At 69.5% G+C, this 18,435-nt stretch carries 18 protein-coding genes; 4 read left to right on the top strand and 14 right to left on the bottom strand.

The genetic code is table 11. The features are described from left to right. Positions 1-2: 2 nt before the first annotated feature. Positions 3-1,382: a serine/threonine-protein kinase gene (locus tag J7E45_RS14290; protein ID WP_215070165.1), complete on the bottom strand. Its 1,380-nt coding sequence runs from the start codon at positions 1,380-1,382 to the stop codon at positions 3-5. Between the two features lie 137 nt (positions 1,383-1,519). On the opposite strand from J7E45_RS14290, the gene J7E45_RS14285 reads away from it, so the two are divergent. Further along, complete coding sequence (locus tag J7E45_RS14285; protein WP_215070163.1) at positions 1,520-1,915, top strand: hypothetical protein; 396 nt, start codon at positions 1,520-1,522, stop codon at positions 1,913-1,915. Between the two features lie 52 nt (positions 1,916-1,967). After that, entirely contained in the window at positions 1,968-3,668 is a 1,701-nt protein-coding gene (locus tag J7E45_RS14280) for a long-chain-fatty-acid--CoA ligase (protein ID WP_215070161.1), read from the top strand. Positions 3,669-3,956: 288 nt separating this feature from the next. Here the strand turns inward: J7E45_RS14280 and J7E45_RS14275 are convergent, their stop codons facing one another. Beyond that, the gene (locus J7E45_RS14275) at positions 3,957-4,415 is read right to left on the bottom strand and encodes a prevent-host-death protein (RefSeq protein WP_105712296.1); all 459 of its coding nucleotides are present in this window, start codon (positions 4,413-4,415) and stop codon (positions 3,957-3,959) included. A 98-nt stretch (positions 4,416-4,513) separates the two neighbouring features. Between J7E45_RS14275 and J7E45_RS14270 the strand changes: the two genes are divergently transcribed. Beyond that, a complete protein-coding gene (locus tag J7E45_RS14270; protein ID WP_215070159.1) occupies positions 4,514-4,912 on the top strand; it encodes a VOC family protein in 399 nt (132 codons plus the stop codon). A 4-nt stretch (positions 4,913-4,916) separates the two neighbouring features. Beyond that, the gene (locus J7E45_RS14265) at positions 4,917-5,219 is read left to right on the top strand and encodes a hypothetical protein (RefSeq protein ID WP_215070156.1); all 303 of its coding nucleotides are present in this window, start codon (positions 4,917-4,919) and stop codon (positions 5,217-5,219) included. A gap of 12 nt (positions 5,220-5,231) precedes the next feature. Here the strand turns inward: J7E45_RS14265 and J7E45_RS14260 are convergent, their stop codons facing one another. From J7E45_RS14260 to J7E45_RS14205, 12 genes are read right to left on the bottom strand one after another with little or no spacing between them, the layout of a single operon-like run. Next, the gene (locus J7E45_RS14260; protein ID WP_215070154.1) at positions 5,232-5,693 is read right to left on the bottom strand and encodes an SRPBCC domain-containing protein; all 462 of its coding nucleotides are present in this window, start codon (positions 5,691-5,693) and stop codon (positions 5,232-5,234) included. Positions 5,694-5,702: 9 nt separating this feature from the next. Beyond that, positions 5,703-6,347: a dihydrofolate reductase family protein gene (locus J7E45_RS14255; RefSeq protein ID WP_215070152.1), complete on the bottom strand. Its 645-nt coding sequence runs from the start codon at positions 6,345-6,347 to the stop codon at positions 5,703-5,705. A 1-nt stretch (position 6,348) separates the two neighbouring features. Next, entirely contained in the window at positions 6,349-6,687 is a 339-nt protein-coding gene (locus tag J7E45_RS14250; protein ID WP_167634709.1) for a helix-turn-helix transcriptional regulator, read from the bottom strand. Positions 6,688-6,737: 50 nt separating this feature from the next. Next, positions 6,738-8,672 (bottom strand): amidohydrolase family protein, encoded by a 1,935-nt coding sequence (locus J7E45_RS14245; RefSeq protein ID WP_215070150.1) that lies wholly within the window; start codon positions 8,670-8,672, stop codon positions 6,738-6,740. After that, on the bottom strand, positions 8,669-10,048 hold the full coding sequence (locus J7E45_RS14240; RefSeq protein ID WP_215070148.1) for a hypothetical protein: 1,380 nt from the start codon (positions 10,046-10,048) through the stop codon (positions 8,669-8,671). The genes J7E45_RS14245 and J7E45_RS14240 overlap by 4 nt, the downstream gene beginning before the upstream one ends. Beyond that, complete coding sequence (locus J7E45_RS14235; RefSeq protein WP_215070146.1) at positions 10,045-11,649, bottom strand: hypothetical protein; 1,605 nt, start codon at positions 11,647-11,649, stop codon at positions 10,045-10,047. The genes J7E45_RS14240 and J7E45_RS14235 overlap by 4 nt, the downstream gene beginning before the upstream one ends. Beyond that, positions 11,646-13,256, bottom strand: a complete 1,611-nt coding sequence (locus tag J7E45_RS14230) for a hypothetical protein (protein ID WP_215070144.1) — start codon at positions 13,254-13,256, stop codon at positions 11,646-11,648. The genes J7E45_RS14235 and J7E45_RS14230 overlap by 4 nt, the downstream gene beginning before the upstream one ends. Then, the gene (locus J7E45_RS14225) at positions 13,253-13,642 is read right to left on the bottom strand and encodes a RidA family protein (protein WP_091029766.1); all 390 of its coding nucleotides are present in this window, start codon (positions 13,640-13,642) and stop codon (positions 13,253-13,255) included. The genes J7E45_RS14230 and J7E45_RS14225 overlap by 4 nt, the downstream gene beginning before the upstream one ends. After that, positions 13,639-14,727 carry an aminotransferase class V-fold PLP-dependent enzyme gene (locus tag J7E45_RS14220; RefSeq protein WP_215070141.1) on the bottom strand — a complete coding sequence of 363 codons (1,089 nt, stop codon included), beginning with the start codon at positions 14,725-14,727 and terminating at the stop codon, positions 13,639-13,641. Before J7E45_RS14220 ends, J7E45_RS14225 begins: the two co-directional genes overlap by 4 nt. Beyond that, positions 14,724-15,518 (bottom strand): ABC transporter ATP-binding protein, encoded by a 795-nt coding sequence (locus J7E45_RS14215; protein WP_215070139.1) that lies wholly within the window; start codon positions 15,516-15,518, stop codon positions 14,724-14,726. The genes J7E45_RS14220 and J7E45_RS14215 overlap by 4 nt, the downstream gene beginning before the upstream one ends. Further along, the gene (locus J7E45_RS14210; RefSeq protein WP_105712309.1) at positions 15,515-17,407 is read right to left on the bottom strand and encodes a dipeptide/oligopeptide/nickel ABC transporter permease/ATP-binding protein; all 1,893 of its coding nucleotides are present in this window, start codon (positions 17,405-17,407) and stop codon (positions 15,515-15,517) included. The genes J7E45_RS14215 and J7E45_RS14210 overlap by 4 nt, the downstream gene beginning before the upstream one ends. After that, complete coding sequence (locus tag J7E45_RS14205) at positions 17,407-18,417, bottom strand: ABC transporter permease (protein WP_091029779.1); 1,011 nt, start codon at positions 18,415-18,417, stop codon at positions 17,407-17,409. The genes J7E45_RS14210 and J7E45_RS14205 overlap by 1 nt, the downstream gene beginning before the upstream one ends. Positions 18,418-18,435 lie beyond the last annotated feature (18 nt).

Genomic DNA, 18,435 nt, shown 5'->3' with positions numbered 1-18,435 from the left:
CTTCATCCTTCGCGACTCTTCTCGGCCTCTTTCTGCGCCTGCTCCGCGTCCTTGCGGGCGTCTTCATCGGCCTTCTGCTGCGCCTTCTCCGCCTCCTTGGCCGCTTTCTCTGCGGCCTTCTGCTCGTCGGTCGGCTTTCCACCGCCGGGCTCGGTGTCTTCGGCGGGCACGACCGGCACGACCGGCTCAGCAGGCTGGTCGGGAGCGTTCACGGGTGTCGCGGAAGGCTCCGCAGTCGGCGCGGGAGACTGCTCGGTGTCGACCGTGTCGGTCACGTCCGGATCCACGGCGCCGATGCCAGACAGCCACACCCCGGTCAGGACGGATGCGGCGACCGCCGCGACCACGGCGCCGCCGATGATCCTCCGGCGACGCCCGCCGGCCTTTCGCTCGGTGAGACCGCGCGGCCTCACCGGCCCGGCGGGAAGAAGGAGTGTCGGGGTGGTGGCCGGCGATGACGAGGCGCGCGCTGCGGCCATCGCTGCGACCGTGGCCGGGACGGCAGGACTCGGCGGAGCAGGAGGCGCCGGGCGCGACGATGCCGTCGCTGCCGTCACGAGTTCCGACGACGCGGCGAACACCTCCAAGGCACGTGGCCGATCGGCGGGGTCCGCGGCCAGCATCCGCGTCAGGAGGGTGGTCCACCCGACCCCCAGGGATGCCGGCACCTCCGGCATCTCGATGAGCCGGGCCATCGCGGCGCCGATGCCTTCGGCCTCCGGGAAGGCGCGCGTCCCGGTAAGGGCCTCGAGCAGCACGAGTCCCAGCGAATAGATGTCGGCGGGCGGAGCGGGCGGCTCCCCTCTCAGCTGCTCCGGGGCGAGATACGCCGCGGTTCCGATCACGAGCCCGGGGGTGGTGAGCCGCGCGCCGTCGACGAGGACGGAGATGCCGAAGTCCGCGAGCTTCGCCCCCGACCGGCTGCCGGGAAGTGGGGTGCGCGACAGCAGCACATTCGACGGTTTGATGTCACGATGCACGATGCCCGCGCCGTGCACGACATGCAGCGCCTCGGCGAGATCCGCAGCGATCCGCGCGACGTCGGCGGGCGCGAGCGGCCCCTGCGCGATGCGGGCAGACAAGGTCGGCCCATCGATGAACTCCATCACCAGGTACTCGGCTCGTCCCGGGACGAGCTGCGCGTCGTAGAGCGTGACCAGGCCGGGGTGGTTGAGCGAGGCGAGGACGGTCATCTCGCTGCGCGCACGACCGGATGACTGCGCGTCGTCCATCTCATCGCGCAGCATCTTGATCGCCACGGTGCGGCCGAGAAAGATGTCGTCGGCGCGATACACGCGTGCCATCCCGCCCTGTCCGACGCACTCCTGCAATCGGTAGCGCCCATCGAGCAACGCTTCGGTAGGAAGCGAGTCATCGGTCATCGTCGAATCCTCCTGACGCCCGTCGGGTATCGGGCGGCGAACGCCCACCTTACGGATTCGGCGCGCTCGAGGCCCGGGCCTTGACACGAGCGCGCACGCACCCCCGGTACTGTTTTCTCAGGAGAACGGAGCCGATCATGGATGCTGCCGATGCGATCGGAATGATCGCCGAGATCCTCTCGTGGATCGGCCTCGGGATCGGTCTCCCCCTGCTCCTCATCGTCTTCCTCGTGAAGGTGCACGATGGCCGCTGGGTGCCGCAGGAGGTCTTCATCCTCGAGGACGACGGCCGCGCCCGCGCCCGCTGGTTCACCGCCGGCGACTTCTGGGAGCGCCCGCTCCGCACGGACGAATCCGGCCACTGGCAGGGCCGCGAAGAGGTCGATGCGTTCGTCAGCGAGCACCACCCGAGCCTGATGCGCTTCGAAGCCCGCCGGCCCCTCCTCCATGCCGTGCAGGTGCTCGGAGTCACCCTCGCCAGCGTGGGGGCGGCGGCGGTCGTCCTCTCGATCATCTTGCTGTTCGTGGGGTGAATCGACGGCGGCCGGCCTGACAGGCACCGGCATTCCGCGGCAGGATGGAGGCATGCCCGTTCCTCCCCTCTCTTCACGCCCCTGGCTCGACTCGTACGCGGAGGGCGTCCCCGCAGACATCGATGAGCCGACGCAGACCCTCCCGGAGATGCTGTCGGCGAGCGTGAAGACATTCGGCCGGCGTCCGGCGCTGGACTTCTTCGGCGCGGTCACGACGTACCGGGAGCTCGGGGAGCAGATCGAGCGCGCCGCGGAGGGCCTGCGGCGGCTCGGGGTCGGCAAGGGCGACCGCGTCGCCCTGGTGCTCCCCAACTGCCCGCAGCATGTCGTGGCCTTCTATGCGACTCTGCGACTCGGCGCGATCGTGGTCGAGCACAATCCCCTCTACACGCCCCGCGAGCTGCGACACCAGTTCGAGGATCACGGCGCCCGCGTCGCCATCGTCTGGGACAAGGCCGCCGACATGGTCGCCGGTTTCCCTGCAGACCTCCGGGTCGAGCACATCGTCAGCGTCGACATCACGGCGGCGATGCCCCTGTCGAAGCGCGTCGCGCTCCGTCTCCCGATCCCCAAGGCTCGTGAGGCGCGAGCGAAGCTGACCGGCACACCGAAGGCACGGCACCTCGTCGCCTGGAAGAGTCTCGTCGACCATCGCCGGCTCTCGCGACGCGTGCCCGGTCCCACGTTGGGCGACACCGCGCTGTTGCAGTACACGAGCGGCACGACGGGCGTTCCGAAGGGTGCGATCCTCACGCACTCGAACCTCCGCGCCAACGCGATGCAAGGACGGGCGTGGGTGCCCGGCCTCGTCGACGGCGAGGAGACGTTCTACGGCGTGCTGCCGTTGTTCCACGCCTACGGCATGACGCTGTGCCTCACGTTCGCGATGAGCATCGGCGCGCGGCTCGTCCTGTTCCCCGCGTTCGATCTAGGGCTGGTCACCGCCGCGGCGCGCTCGACTCCGCCCACCTTCCTCCCCGCCGTGCCGCCGATCTACGACGCTCTGGCTCGAGCGGCCGCCCGCGGGACCATCGATCTGTCGACGGTCCGCTTCGCCATCTCCGGCGCAATGAGCCTTCCCGTCGCGACCGTGAAGAGGTGGGAGGAGGCGACCGGTGGCCTCCTCGTCGAGGGCTACGGCATGACCGAGAGTTCGCCGGTGGCACTCGGCAACCCGATCGGGCCGTCGCGTCGCCCCGGCACCGTCGGCGTGCCGTTCCCGAGCACCGAGATCCGCGTCGTCGATCCCGAGGACACCGATGTCGACATGCCGGCCGGCGAGCGCGGGGAACTCCTCATCCGAGGCCCTCAGGTGTTCCAGGGCTATTGGGGGCGTCCGGGCGAGACCGCGGATGCACTGCTGGCAGACGGCTGGCTCCGCACCGGAGACATCGCCGAGGTCTCGGCCGACGGGTTCGTGAGCATCGTCGATCGCCTCAAGGAACTCATCATCACGGGCGGGTTCAACGTGTCGCCCAGCGAGGTGGAAGACGTGCTCGCCGCGCACCCGGATGTCACCGCCGCCGCCGTCGTCGGTCTTCCCCGGCCGCACGGCGGAGAAGACGTCGCCGCCGCGGTTGTGCTCCGCGACGGTGCCACCCTCGACGTGGATGCGCTGCGCGACTTCTGCCGCACCCGGCTCACGCCCTACAAGGTGCCGCGCCGCATCACCGCCGTCGACGACCTGCCGCGGTCGCTCATCGGCAAGGTGCTGCGTCGCCAGGTGCGCGACGAGCTGCTCGACGAACGCTGAGGGGTCGAACCCACCCGACAGTCACCGGACCGGCCCCGGCCGTGGGCGAGTGCACCAGAAGTGGCTCGCTACTTCGTCGCGTTCGGGTGATGCGTGTGCACCTGCTCGATCAACACGTCGCCACCGTCGACGTAGAACCAGATTCGCGCATCACCCTGGGCGGTCGGCTTGTGCTGCGGATGGTCGCGACGAGGTCTCGCCAACCTTTGCGGGCGCCGGCGGTCGCGTATCGGATCGTGTATTCGGTCTTCTTCGTGGGCCTGGCGACCAGGTCGTCCTTGGCCACGCTCAGGGACGCTCGATCAGCTCGTCGTGATCCAGCCACTCCGCAGGTCGAGCGGAGAGCCCTGCGGCGATCGCGGTCGCCGTCTCCCGCCAGGACGTGAGCTCCGCGATCGCCAGATGGGGCTGTCCTGTGGCGAACGATGCGCGAGCGGCATCGACAAGATCCCGTGCGCACGTCGCCTGGTCGGTATCGGACAGTGCCAGCATCCAAGGGAAGCGGTCAGCCATCCGCGACGCGAGAGTGCCCTCCTCGTCGAGCGTGACCGTGATCAGGTCGGCGGCGAACTGCAGCAGCGCCGCGCGGGCGTCGGCCTCACGCTGCGACATCAGTACGAGCGGCTCACCGTCTCGGCGCGTGATCTGGACCGTGTGGTCCTCCGCCTCGGCGAAGACGTCAGCGGAGTGCTTGCTGAGATCAGACGAGCGCCGAGTCGTCGTGCGGAGGTCGTTGAGGATCGTCATGCGTTCATTCTATTCGGATTGTGTTCGGAAGTCTAAGGATGGTTCTGGAGCGCTTCGCCTCGCATGGATCTCCCAGAGTTCGAGAGCATGGTGACTTGATGACGCTAAGCAATTACCCGGTCAGGGCCTCGATCGGGGTGACCAACATCGAACGGTCGGCGGCGTTTTACGAGCACGTGCTGGGCCTCGTCCCCGCGAGCATCGGCCCGAGTGCCGGAATCCAAGGAGGCGCTCGGTTCTACGCCTGCGGGCAGGGGACCGTGCTCAACGTTTTCGAGACGCCCACTGCGGGTTCGACGCGCTCGACAGTGGCCACCTGGTACGTCGACGACATCGATGCGGTCGTCGCCGGCTTGAAGGCGGCGGGGGCGCAACCCGTCCGCTACGAGGGATTCGGGCAAGACGATCGTGGGATCGGACCGCGCGCGGGTGGGGGCCGCATCGCCTGGGTGGAGGACCCCGACGGAAACACCCTCGCCATCGAGACCGACGATTGACCCCGTGAGCGACCACGGGCATCGTGAGGCACTCCCCGCTCAGGAGCGGGGAGCGCTGGAGCGCCGTCTGGCCGACATCCAGGTCGAACTCGAGGTGATCGCGCGCGAGCGACTGCGCGGGACACTCGCCACGTTCCCCCCGGACGATGGCGAGGAAGAGCTCGAGGCCGAAGCCGACGCCATCCGCGTCCGACTGGGGACTTCTCCCGCGATCGGACGCCCGCCGCGGGAGAGCTGGCTGGGCTGGGCCGCGCTGGTCGTGGCGATCGCCGCCATCATTGTGGTGGTCGCACTGCTCACCCGCTGAGACCTGCGGAGGTCAGGCGAGGTGGCGGCCCAGGGCGTCGAGGAGGCCGCGCGTGCCGTCCTCACGCCCCTGCCCGTCCGCCCAGAACTGGTCGAAGAACACGCCGTGCTCCGTGTGCGTGAAGCGGGTTCCGGCATCGATCGGTTCGAACTCCAAAGACGCGACCGACGTCGACATGTGGGCCCCGTCGAGCCACATGTCGTACGTCGTGACGATGCGGACGTGTTCGACGATGTCGGTGTACGTCGCCTCGTACCGTGAGACCGGACCGCCGTGGAACTTGCCCTCGTCGATGTCGCGTCCGCCGACCCGGAAGTCGAACGCCCACTCCCGAGCACGGATGCGGTCGGCGTCACCCCACCAGCTCCGCTTGCTGTCCTCGTCGGCGAACGCCGCCCAGACGCGCTCGATGGGCGCCGCATAGTCGCGGGTCAGGGTGAATCCGGAGCGCGCGAGTCGGCGTTCGATCGTCATCCCCGCCTCCTATCGGGTCAGAGTGACGTGGATCACGCCGCTCTCGGCGACTTCGCTCGTCACCTCGTGGGTGAGATCGAAGCCGACCAGGTCGTCCCACAGTCGATGCCCTCGACCGAGGAAGATCGGGGCGACCATGAGGTGCAGGTCGTCGACCAGCCCTGCACGCAGGAAGTCTCGCGCTGTTCGGTATCCGCCACCGACGCGCACGTCGAGGTCGCCGGCAGCCTCCTTCGCCTCGGCGAGCACCTCGTCGATCGGGGCGTCGCGGAAGTGGAAGGTGGTTCCGCCGTTCATCGGAAGCGGCGCGCGGGGTGCGGTGTGGGTGAGGACGTAGACCGGGGTGCCGAACGGAGGCGTGTCGCCCCACCAGCCCTTCCAGTCCGGATCGTCGGGGAAGGAGTGGAGCCCGAACATGCCGGCACCCATGATCTCGGAGCCGACTCCGTCGAAGAACGCGGCCGCATGACGGTCATCGACGCCGGTCGTGCCCGCGCCGCTCGTGTCCCCGAAGACGTTCGCGCGAAACGTGCGGGTGGCGGTATACGCGGCGGTGAGGCGCGCCCAGTCCTCACCCATCGGATTCTCGGGGGTCGCATCCGACGGCGTGTAGCCGTCCAGCGAGGTGAACAGGTCCAGGCGCACGCGGGTCATGTCAGTTCTCCTTCGGGGTCGTGAGAGCGAGGTGGATGCCGAGCCGGTCGGCGTGGTGCTCGGCGGGCGTTCGCTGCTCGCCGAGCCACAGGTGCAGCACGTCGAGGGCGCCGGGTCGAAGGCTCACGGTGCGCACCCGCCCGAGCTTCTCCGACGTGACGACCCCGGCACCCTCGAGGACACTCAGATGCTGCAGGAATGACGGCAACGCCATGGCGAACGGCGCCGCGAGATCCGAGACGACAGCGGGAGATTTCGCCAGCCGTTCCACGATGGCGCGACGCGTGGGGTCCGCGAGAGCGCGGAACACGGCATCGATCTCTTCGTGATACTTAGGCATGCACCTAAGTATCACGAAGGATCGACATCTCGTCAACCAGGAGGTTGAAACTATCCGGTCGTCACGCCCGGCTCCGCGGCGAACGGCACCATCCCGAAGCCGCGGTAGATCCGCGCCGGGCTCACGGCCCGCCCCTCGGCCACGGTGAGGGCCACGTTGCGGATGTCCCTGATCGACCGCGTCGGATCACCGTCGACGAGGATGAAGTCGGCGGCCTTGCCCACCTCGATCGTGCCCCGGTCATCGGCGCGATGCAGGTGCTCGGCGCATCCGATCGTGGCGATGCGGAGCGTGTCGACCGGGCTGATGCCGGCATCGACGAAGAGCTCCAGCTCGCGATGAACGGTGACGCCGGTGCCGTCATCCGTTCCCGGCCACAGCTTTACGCCCTTCTGGTGCAGCCGGACCACGATCTCCTGAAGGCGCCGGAACGCCGTCTCGTAGCTGTCGAGTTCGGCCTGGTCCCGGTAGGGCACGTAGGTACGTCGGCGGTAGCGGCGGACGCCCGCCGGGAAGTGCTCGATGACCGGCTCGTGAGCGGGGATCACGGTGCGCGCTCTGCTCAGCATCAGCTGTTCGAGAATGACCAGGGTCACGTCGAGGCTCACGCCCCCGTCGACCATCGAGGTCATGGTGCGCTGCACTCGCTCGGAGTCGAGGTCGAGGTCGGCGACCCGGGTGAGCGCCGTCAGCCGCAGCGGCGTGCGCGTGTCCTCCTCCGGCTCTAGCACCCAGCCGAGTGCGAGCTGGTTCAGGTGCGTGATCTCGTCGTACCCGTCGGCGATGGCCCGATCGGCATCCATGAACGCCGGCACGTGGCCCTGCACCCGCATCCCCCGCTCGTGCGCGCGCGCGGCGGTCTCGGCGACCCAATCAGGCGTGAAGGAGTTGTAGATCTTGATCGCGTGGAACCCGCGGTCGGCATACCAGTCGACGGCTGCGAGCGCCTCGTCCAGACTCTCGACGACGTGGCCCATCCGCATCGCGTGCGCGCTCCGGCCCTCGATGAATCCGGCGGGCACGGTGGAAGGCCCCGTCACATCCCCCGCCTCGATGGCGCCCATCAGAGCGGCGAGCGCATCGTTGTCGTTGCCCATGTCGCGGACGTTCGTGACTCCGGCGGCGATGTACAGCAGAGCGGATGACGTGTCGAGGTGCGCGTGCATGTCGTGCAGGCCCGGGATGGCGGTGCGACCGGCCCCGTCGATGATCGTGGCGCCGTCGGGAACCGCGATGTCGGGGCCGGTCCCGGTGATGCGTCGCCCGTTGACGACGATGGTCTGCGGATCGCCGACCTGCCCGCTCACCGGGTCGAAGATGCGCACGTCGCGCACGACGAGCGTCCCGCCCTGGTGCAGCGTGGCCTCGCGGGAGAGCGCGGCGAAGCGACTTCTGGTCACCCGCTGCAGCGCCGCATCGATCTCGGCTGCCGCGGCGACGAGATCCGGGTGGAGCAGCAGCTCGCCGTCGGAGATGCCGACCAGGTCCCGGGTGACGCGGTCTCGCAGCACGTACTGCGGCCGCAGCTGCACACCCGTGAGCGCGAAGGCCTCGACATCACGGCCGCCGACTTCACCGAGCGGCACCGGGACGACCGCGACCTCCCCGGCTGGGAGCAGTGGAACAGGCCTTCCGGTGGCGAGGGCGCGCTCGACCAGCAGCACCAGGCCGTAGGGACTGGCGTCGGCGGGAAGGTAGAAGCCCTGCGCCGTGGTGGTGCCCTCGTCGGCCTGGCTGCTCCAGCGCGCCGCCCCGTCGGGGTCGATCGCGAACCTCTCGTGCACCGTGCCGCCCATGAGCGACGTGCCATCGATCTCCCACCGCACCGGCAGACCGGCATCGAGCCGGAGTGTCTCGGCGAGTCTCGCACCGCGGCCGTTGTTGTCGACCTCGTAGACGATGCGGGTGAGGCCGTCCGGATCGGTGTCGGCCGAGAGTGATCCGACAGGCTCGCCGTTGGACACGAGGATCAGTTGCACCGTCATCGGCGGGTCCCTGCTTTCGAGGTGTGAGTGATGGTTCGGGCGATCGCGTCGCGGGCTTCGACGAGAACCGTCTCCTCGAGGGAGTGCCCGGCGATCAGCGGATGGATCTCGACGGCGGATGCCGGCACCCCGGAGTGCCGCACCGCGTGGATCGTGCTGGACAGTGTGGTGGCGAGGTCGAAGTAGCCCCCGAGCAGGAGGATGCGCAGGTCAGGCCGCTCCTTCGCGACCTCGCCGAGGTTCGTCGCCACCGAGGTGCGGAAGATGGGCGGCATGGCCTCTGCCGGCCGCCAGTCCCAGGCGAAGTTCAGGTCGAGGGAGAGCGACACGTAGGGCTCGTCCGCATCGACGGGTGCGCGCAGCTCGTCGCGGAGGTACCGGGCGATGGGCGCGGAGTGGATGACGTTGCCGCGGCCGAGACCGAGAGCCGGGTCATCGGCTGCCGGAGGGCGTCCGTCGGGATGGGGCTCGGGCAGCGGGCCGGTCACGCGCACGTCCAGCCGCCCGACGACGAGTCCCTCGTCGCCGCGCAGGCTGCGGAGGAAATCCTCGCTGCCCACTCGCAGGTCGGCGGCGAGCACGTCATCCGGCGAGAGTCCGAGAAGGTCGGCGATCCGTGCGGCGAGGCGGGTGCGGGTTTCGAGCTCGAGGGCCGCGCCCCGGTGCAGCGCAGGAAGCACCTCGTCGACGGCGAAGCGCTCCGCCTCGGCCCAGACCTCCGCGACGTGATCGACGCCCGCACCGGCGGCACCGTGGAACCAGGCCGCCACCGCCATCGTCGGCAGCGCGAACACGGCGGCGAGGTCGTTCTCGGGTGCCTCGGCGGCCGTCGTGGCGTCGAGCATCGGCGAGATGAGGGTGATGCTATCCAACCGCAGATCCGTCAGCTGCGGGGCGACGGCGGCGAGCCGGTAGCCGCCGAAGCTCTCTCCGATCAGATGGATCGAGGCGTGCTCCCGGTCGTTCGCGCGGAGCCAGGCGCGGACGAAGGTCTCCACGGCATCCGCATCGCCGGGCACCGTGAGCAGCCGCGCCTTCGCCTCGTCCCGGAGCACCCGGCTGAACCCGGTGCCGACCGGATCGACGAAGACGAGGTCGGCCACGTCGAGCAGCGAGACGGCGTTCTCGACGACCTCACCGGAGCGGAGAATGCACGGGCCCAGGGCGTTCATGTGCAGCGGAGACGACGAGGCGCCGGGGCCGCCGTTCCACAGGAAGGCGACAGGGCGCTCCGTGTCCGAGTGCCGGACGTAGCTCGTCGCACTGATGGTGGCATCCGGTTCCCCGTCGGGCCCGAGGAGGACCAGTTCGCTCCACCGCGCGACGCCTTCGCCGAGATCTGCGCCGAGCGATACGCGCCCCTCGATCGACCTCATCCGTCCACCACCCAGTCGGTGGTGCGGATGTCGCCGCCTCGGGGCTCATAGCGCACGGTCACCTCCTCGCCGTCGCGCGCGATGACGATGTCGAGCGGCGTGGATCCGTCCCGTGCCGCGCTGTACGAGAAGCGACGCGTGACGAGTTCGTCGCCGTCGCGGAGTCCCGCGCGTTCGGCCGCAGACCCCGCGACCAGACCGGTGATGCGCCGCGGCTCCTGGAACGACACGATGTCGAAGCCGAGGTCATGCTCGGGGGCGACAACGGGAACCGGGCGAAGCACCCCCTGGAAGAGCTCCGTCGGTCGTTCGATCGGTTCGCCGGCCACCATCGCGTCGTAGTCGGTTCGCGCCCGCTCGCCGATGACCTTCTCGATCCGCTGCAGCCAGCCCTCCACGAGCACCTTCTCGCCGCGACGCTGCGCCCGCTGGATGTCGATGACGATGTCGTCGAGCGAGACCTCTCCGGCCGACTCCGCCCGCAGACGGGCATCGACGGCCACGAGGTACTGGATGCCCCGCCCATAGGGGATGGTCTGCGCCCGCAGATCCGCCCAGAACAGATCGGCCGCGGCCGCATAGCTCAGGTGCCGTCGCGGGTTCGCGTCGTACCGGCGGTACATGTCGGTGAGCTGCTCGGCGAAGGTCGCGGAGTCGAGGATCCCCGCCCGCCAGGGCAGGACCAGCGAATAGAACTCGGCCGTCCCCTCGCTGTACCAGGATCCGACGGTCCAGTCCTCGTCGAGGTGCGGCCAGTTGTGCACCATCTCGTGCGCGAGCAGGGTGCGCAGATCCGCCTCGTCGACCTCGGTCGTCGGCGAATAGCCGAACGCGAACGACGACGGGAAGGACGTGCCGCCGGAGCCCTTGTCGGGGTTGCGGCGCACGAGCACGTGATACTGCGGATTCTCCTCTTCGAAGAACGCGCTCATCGTGGTGTGGATGTCTCGCAGGTAGCTGCTGAGCCCGTCGAGGTCGAAGGGCACGTCGCTGTAGGCGTGGATGCCGAAGTTCGTCGCCCCCTCAGGGGCGATGATCGGGGTCCCGGCGCCGAACAGGCAGTGCTCGATCGATGCGATGTCGCCCGACCAGCGCCGCACCTCATCGCCGGCCCCGTGGCTCGAGACCGCCGTCACGCCCTCGTCGAGATGCCAGCTCAGCGAGAAGTCGAACTCGCTCTCCGCACTGAGCGGCACGGGAAGGAAGGTGCAGCCGGCACCGAACAGTCCGAGCTGCTCGCGGCGCAGGTCGAACAGCGGCCCGACCGGTGTGCGCAGATCCACGTCGCGCACGGGCGCCCGCACCGCGACCTCCACGACGCCATCGACGTCGCGGTCGGCGAGGAAGTGCCGGTAGGTGCTCATGGGATCCGACGTGCCCTCGACCTCCGTCAACGGGACGGCGCCGGCGGAATCGCTCACCCGGATGTCTTCCACCCGGTAGACCGCGCCGGGGACGGAGGCGATCACGGCAGGGAGCCGGAGCAGCACGTCCCCCGCGGCGACGGGGCCGAACTCGGCGCGATAGCGGGCGTCGATGCCCGCCCATCCCTCGGCGCTGCGGAACGGGGTGAGCTCGAGATCGAACACGGGCAGAGTCATGAGAGCGCCTCCCAGCGCACGGTGGCGACCTGGTCGCCGGCCGGCAGATAGTCGAAGTCGAGCGGCTCGCCGTCGCGCACGACGTGCAGCGACAGCGGCCGGTCGCTGTAGCGGGATGCGTGGTACGGCAGCGCGAGATCGACCAGCGCATCCCCGTCGCGCACCCCGGCGCGGGCGGCCGCGGACTCGGAACGGAGACCCTGCACGCGGCGCCCGTCGCTGCGGAAAGAGGCGACGTCGAAGCCGAGGTCGTACTCGGCAGCCGTCGCCGGGAACGCTCGCATCCCCTCGAACGGAACATCCGGAAGCGGGATGGGGGTCCCTGCGGCCATGGCGTCGAAGTCGCGCTGCGCGTCAGCCCCCGTGAAAACCGCCACCCGCTCGACCCAACCCGCAGCTCCGACCTGCTCGCCGGCGCGCTGCGCGCGCAGGATGTCGAGCACGACGTCGTCGAGCGTCTTCTCGCCGTCGGTGGCCTGCCGGATCCGGCCGTCGGTCGCGATCAGGTAGCGGAGACCGCGCCCGTAGGGGATGCGCTGCGCGCGGGGATCGGCCCAGTACGCGGCGGAGGCCGCGTCGTTGTCGAGCCCTCGCAGGGCGTTGGTGTCGTACTGCTGGAACCTGTCGGTGAGCTGCGCGGCGAGCGCCGGGGTCGAAAGGATGCCGCTGCGGTGCGGAAGCACGTGCGAGTAGTACTCGGCGGTGCCCTCGGTGTACCAGGAGATCGTCGAGTGGTGGTCGTTCAGGGTGGGCCAGTTGTGCGCCATCTCGTGCGCGAGGAGACTCCGCAGCTGGTCCGTCTCGGTCTCGCCGACCGCTGAGAACGCGAACGCGAAGGACCCGGGGAACGCCGAACCGCCCGTCCCCTGCCCGAGGTTCTTGCGGATGAGCACGTGGTAACTCGACCCCTCGTCCTCGAAGAACCGGGTGAACTCGGTGTGCAGCCTCGCGACGTACTCGCCGATCTCGTCCAGATCGAACGGGGTGTCGTTGTAGGAATGGATGCCGAAGTCCGCTGACCCCTCCGGAGTGCGGTGCGGGGTGCCGGCGGCGTAGTAGCAGAACGCGACCGACTGCAGCGGCCCGCTCCACGAGCGATCGCCGGTGCCGTAGCTCGACACCGCCTGGACGCCCTCGTCCAGGAGCCAACGGAGCGAGAAGTCGAAGACGGGGCCGTCGGGGGTGGAGACGTCGCCGGGAAGCACCAGGAAGTTCAGGCCGGCGCCGAACAGTCCGAGCTCTTCGGCCCGGAGGTCGAACAGCGGCCCCACCGGAGTGAGTTCGTCGTGGGGTCGCACGGACGCCCGGAAGGCGACCTCGACACGGCCCTCCGTCGTGCGATCCGCGACCCAGTGACGGTAGACACCGGAGGAATCCGACGTGGGCTCGGCTTCCGTGAGCACCAGCGGCCCCGCGTCGTCGGAGACGGCGAGGTCCTCGGTCCGGTAGGGCGTCGCCGGAATCGAGACGACGACCTCCGGGATGCTGAGCAGCGTCTCCCCCGCCGCCACCGCAGGCAGGTCGACGAGGTAGTGCACGTCGAACGCCGTCCACACCTCGCCGTCCGCGACGGGCCGGAGGTCGAGCTCGAACCGCGGCATGCTCATCCCCGAGCCGCCGGTCGATGCGCGATGCACGACATCTCGACGCTGATCCCGAACGGCAGCCGGGAGACCTCCACCGCCGTGCGCACCGGGTGGGCGCGATCGCTCAGGTACGCCGCATACGCCTCGTTCATGGCCGGCCACTCATCCATGTCGGTGAGGAAGCACACGATCTGCGCCAGGTCTTCGAGGGCGAATCCCTCCGAGTGCAGCAGTGCCTCGACGTTCTCGAGCGTGCGGCGGGTCTGCGCGCCGATGTCGTCGAGCACGGCATCGCCCGTTGCCACGTCGATCGATCCCTGGCCCGACAGGTAGAGCACGTCGCCGACCCGCCTGGTCGTGGCGTAGGGGCCTTTGGGCTGCGGCACGAGGGTGGCGCGCGTGGTCATGAGTGTCCTCCATGGGGATGGTGTGCCGGCGCGAGCTCTGTCAGCGCAGACAGCAGCAGGTCGACGTCGTCGTGGGTCGTCGTCAGGTACGGCGAGACGCGCAGGGCGCCGTCCCGGACGGTCGTGGTGATTCCGCGGTCTTTCAGCCGGTCGGTCAGGGTCTGGGCATCCGCCACCGTGAGGCTGACGATGCCCGATGCGGGCTCGGCCGCGGCGGGTGGCAGGCCGAGTTCGGCTGCTCCCTCGGCGATGCGCCGGGTGAGCGAGAGGGTGTGCGCGCGGATGGCCTCGAGCCCGATCCCCTGCCGCACGCGGGCCGCGGCCTGCAGCGCGGCCATGCCGAACAGGTTGCTGTGGCCGACGGCCAGTCGCGGCGAGGGCGGCTCGTTCATGTAGCCGATGAGCCCCGGGACGGCGCGGTCGTCGAAGCGCTCGCCGGTCGCGACCACGGCGGCGCCGAATCCCGCCAGCAGCCACTTGTACGACGCGGCGACGTAGACGTCGGCGTGGCGAGCGGCACCGGGGAACAGCCCGGCCGCCTGCGCCCCGTCCACGATCAGGAGCGCGTCCGCAGACACGCACGCGTCGTGCAGCCGAGCAAGGTCGAGCACATCACCCGTCGTCGCGTGCACGTGCGTCACCGAGACCGCCCGCGTGGCCGGGCTGATCGCCGCGATGAGCGCCGTCGTGCGGTCGGCGTGCGCGGTGGTGGCGACCTCTTGGACGGAGAGCCCGGGGATCGTGTGCCACGGCATCCGCGGGCTCGGGAAGTCGTCGGCCAGCACGATGACCTCGTCTCCACCGACGAAGGGGATCGCGCGGGCCACGGAGTTGATCGCCGTGCCGGTGTTCGCCAGCACCGAGACCGCGGTCGCCGCGACCCCGAGCTCATCCGCCAGCAGCACCGACACGTCATCCGTGAGCTCATGCCAGTCGGACGAACCCCGCGTCCCGCGACCGAGCGCGCGCGCGACTCCGGCGACGGCCGACTCCACCTCGACCGGGACCGTGCTCACCGCCGCGTGATCGAAGTACCCACGCGGACGATCAGGGAAGTGCTCGGCGATGGCGCGTTCGTCGATCATGCGACACTCCCCCTGGCGATTCCCGGCGTCACCGAGAACCGGGGAACGGCGTCGAGCAGCATCCGCGTGTAGGGATCGTGCGGGTCGCGGAACAGATCCTCCGCCGGCCGGTTCTCCACAACGACGCCCTGCCGCATGACGGCGATGTCGTCGCAGAGGTAGCGCAGCACATCGAGGTTGTGCGACACCACGGCGAGCGCGAGCCCGGACTCGCGGCGGATGTCGCGAAGGAGGTTCAGCACCGACGCCTGCACGCTCACGTCGAGCGCGCTCGTGGCCTCGTCGCAGACGAGCACCTCGGGTCGCACGGCCAGCGCACGGGCGATCGCCACGCGCTGACGCTGCCCGCCGGAGAACTGGAACGGATACTTCTCGACGTCCGTCGCACTCAGGCCGACGATGTTCAGCAGCCGGACCGTCTCCGTGCGGTGGTCTCCCGGGATGTCGTTGACCTGCAGCGCCTCGCGGATCGCATCGCCCACGGTCATGCGCGGGTTCAGCGACGACATCGGGTCCTGGAATACCATCTGCACGATGCGGGGACGAGACCCCACGCCGCGCGCGGGCAGCGTCTCCAATCGGGCGCCGTTCCATTCCACGCGCCCGTCGGTGGGCCGGCTCATGCCCACGAGGGCGCGGGCGAGCGTCGACTTGCCCGATCCGGATTCTCCGGCCAGGCCCAGCGAGCGCTCGGTCGAGACCGCGACGCTCACCCCGCGCACGGCGTGCACCCGAGTGGCCCCGCGCCCGTAGACGACATGGATGTCCGAGCCGATCAGCTGACCGCTCATCGTGCACCTCCTGCGACGCTCGCTGCGGAGTCCGTGTGCCGGGGCACCGGATGGGCGGCGCGGTAGGCATCCGTGTTCCACGAGTAGTCGTCGATCGTGGTCAGCTCGTGCGCGGTGCCGCCCGAGAGATCGGGTACCGCGCCGAGCAGCGCCCTCGTGTACGGATGCTGCGGGTCGCCGATCACCTCGGCCATGGGCCCCTCCTCGACGATCCGACCGTCGTACATGACGATCACGCGTTCGCAGACCTGGCTGATCAGCGCCAGGTCGTGCGAGACCATCACCAGCGCCGTCCCGTCTTCTTCGTTGAGCTTCTTCAACAGGTCGATGACCTGCGCCTGCACCGACACGTCGAGCGCGGTGGTCGGCTCGTCCGCGAGGATCACCTGCGGATCGCCGAGCGTGGCCATCGCGATCATGACGCGCTGACGCTGGCCGCCCGACAGCTCGTGCGGATGCTGCCGAAGGCGCCGCGCGGGCTCGGGGATGCCGACGTTCTCGAGTGCTTCGATCATGCGCGCCTTCGCCGCAGCACCGCGCAACGAGGTGTGAGCGTCGAGCTTGTCGCGCATCTGCCGGCCCACTGTGAGCGACGGGTTGAGCGATGACATCGGGTCCTGGAAGATCATCGGCATCTTCGCGCCGATGATGCGGCGGAGGCGTGAACGGCTGAGCCCGCGCAGATCCGTGCCGAGGAAGGTGTGCGCGTCGACCTCGGCTTCGAGCAGGCCGGGGAGCATGTGGGCGAGCGCCGAGATGGTGAGGCTCTTCCCGGAGCCGGACTCTCCGACGATGCCGACGCGCTCACCGCGGCGGACGACCAGGTCGATCCCGCGCACGAGCTCGCGCCGATCGTCGCCGTGGCCGGTGAAGACGCGCAGGTTCTGCACACCGAGCACCACGTCTTGCGGCAGCTCGCCCTTCGGGGCCTGCGACGACGGTGCGTCGTCGATCTCGGCGGCGGGTGCTCCACCACGGCCACGGTCGCGGGCGAGACGGCGCAGCATCCGGCCCGGGGTCATCACCGCGCCCCGCGGGTCGAGAAGCTCCGCGAGCTTCTCGCCGAGCAGGCTGAAGCCGATCCCGGCGGAGACGATCGCCACGGCAGGTCCGATCGTGGTCCAGGGCGTGGAGTAGATGTCCTTCATCGCCTCGGCGATCATCCCGCCCCAGTCGTACTCGGGCGGCTGCACTCCGATGCCGAGGAACGAGAGGGCGGCCATCATCATGAGGCTCGCGCCCATCGTCACGACGGTGAGCGTGACGATCGGCTCGGCCACGTTGGGGACGATGTAGCGCCACATCAGTCTTCCCTTGGGCACGCCCAGGAGCCGCGCACTTCCGACGAAGTCGGCGCCCGCAACGGTGGCGGTGAGGTTGACCACCAGCCGCGCGGTCGACGGCACACCGGCGAGCGCGAGACCGAGCATCGCGGCGGTTCCCGAGCGGCCGAGCATCGTCGCCAGCAGCAGCGCCAGGATGATCGAGGGGAATGCGGTCGCGGCGGCGATCAGCTGGAACAGCACCTGGCGGGCACCGTTGCCGAGCACGGCGGCGAGCACCCCGATGAACACGCCCAGCACGAGCGAGATGATGACGGCACCGAAGGTGAGCGCGAAGGTCAGTCGCGCCGCCACGAGCACACGGCTCAAGACGTCGCGCCCCAGGGCGTCGGTGCCGAACCAGTGCTCGAGAGAGGGCCCGGCGAGCGGATTGGCGGTGTCGAAGTCGTTCGCCTGCGGTTCGAGGAAGAACGGGGCGAAGAGGGCGGCAAGCACCCAGAACAGGACGAGGACGAACCCGACCAGGCCCGCCGGCGTCTGGAACACCCGCCGCAGCAGTCGTCGGGGCGTCTTGGTGCCGAGCGTGGTGGTGAGGGACTCGGTCATCAGCTGCTCCGGATCAGAGACTTGGGATCGACCTTCGCGAGGATCAGATCGACGATGAAGGTGGCAACGAGCGAGAACGTCGCGATGATGATCACCAGACCTTCCAGAAGCGGATAGTCGTACACGGCGATGGACTTCACGAAGAGGTTGCCGATGCCCGGCCACCCGAACACGGTCTCGGTGATGATCGCGCCGCCCATGAGCGAGGCCAGCATCATGCCCGAGTAGGTGAGCGTGGCGGTCATCACGTTGGGCAGCACATGCCGGAAGAGCACCACACGGGGAGGAAGGTTGTTGGCGCGGGCGGTGCGCGTGTAGTCCTCGCGCAGCACCCGGGTCGTCTCGGCCTTCATCAGGCGGCTGAGCACGGCGATGAGACCGAGCGACATCGTGAGCACCGGAAGGATGAACGCGGTCACGCCCTCTCCCCCGGCGGCGGGCAGCCAGCGCAGACCGACCGCGAAGATCATCACCAGGGAGATCGCGATGAGGAAGTCGGGGATCGAGGCGAAGAACCCGGAGATCGCGTTGAAGGCAGCGTTGGTGCGCTCGCCGCGGCCGTTCTCGGTGCGCACGGCCATCCAGATCCCGAGCGGGATCGAGACGAGCATCGCCAGCAGGAACGCGTAGAGGCCGAGCTGCACCGTGTACGGCAGTCGCGCGGCGATCTCGACGGCCACGCTGTTGCCGGTCGAGATCGATTCGCCGAAGTCGAACGTGACGATCCGCTCGATGAACCGGCCGTACTGCTCCAGCAGCGGGTCATCCAGGCCGAGTTCCGCGCGACGGGCGGCGACGTACTCCGGAGTCGCCGTGACGCCCGCGGCGGCGCGGACGGCATCCCCGCCGATGGCGCGGGAGAGGAAGAAGATGAGGGTGGCGATCAGCCAGAGGCTCAGGATCAGCGATCCGGTGCGTCGGACGATGAAGCCCACCCACGGCGATCGCGCCCCCTTCCGGGAGGACTCGTCGGAGTCCTCCCGGGAGGGGGTGGTGACGGTGCTGGTCATCACGCGGTCTGTCCTGCG

It is taken from the genome of Microbacterium sp. ISL-59, from assembly GCF_018613945.1.
Taxonomy (GTDB): domain Bacteria; phylum Actinomycetota; class Actinomycetes; order Actinomycetales; family Microbacteriaceae; genus Microbacterium; species Microbacterium oxydans_B.
Note: the sequence above shows the minus strand (reverse complement) of the source record. Positions and strands in the feature narration are given on the sequence as shown.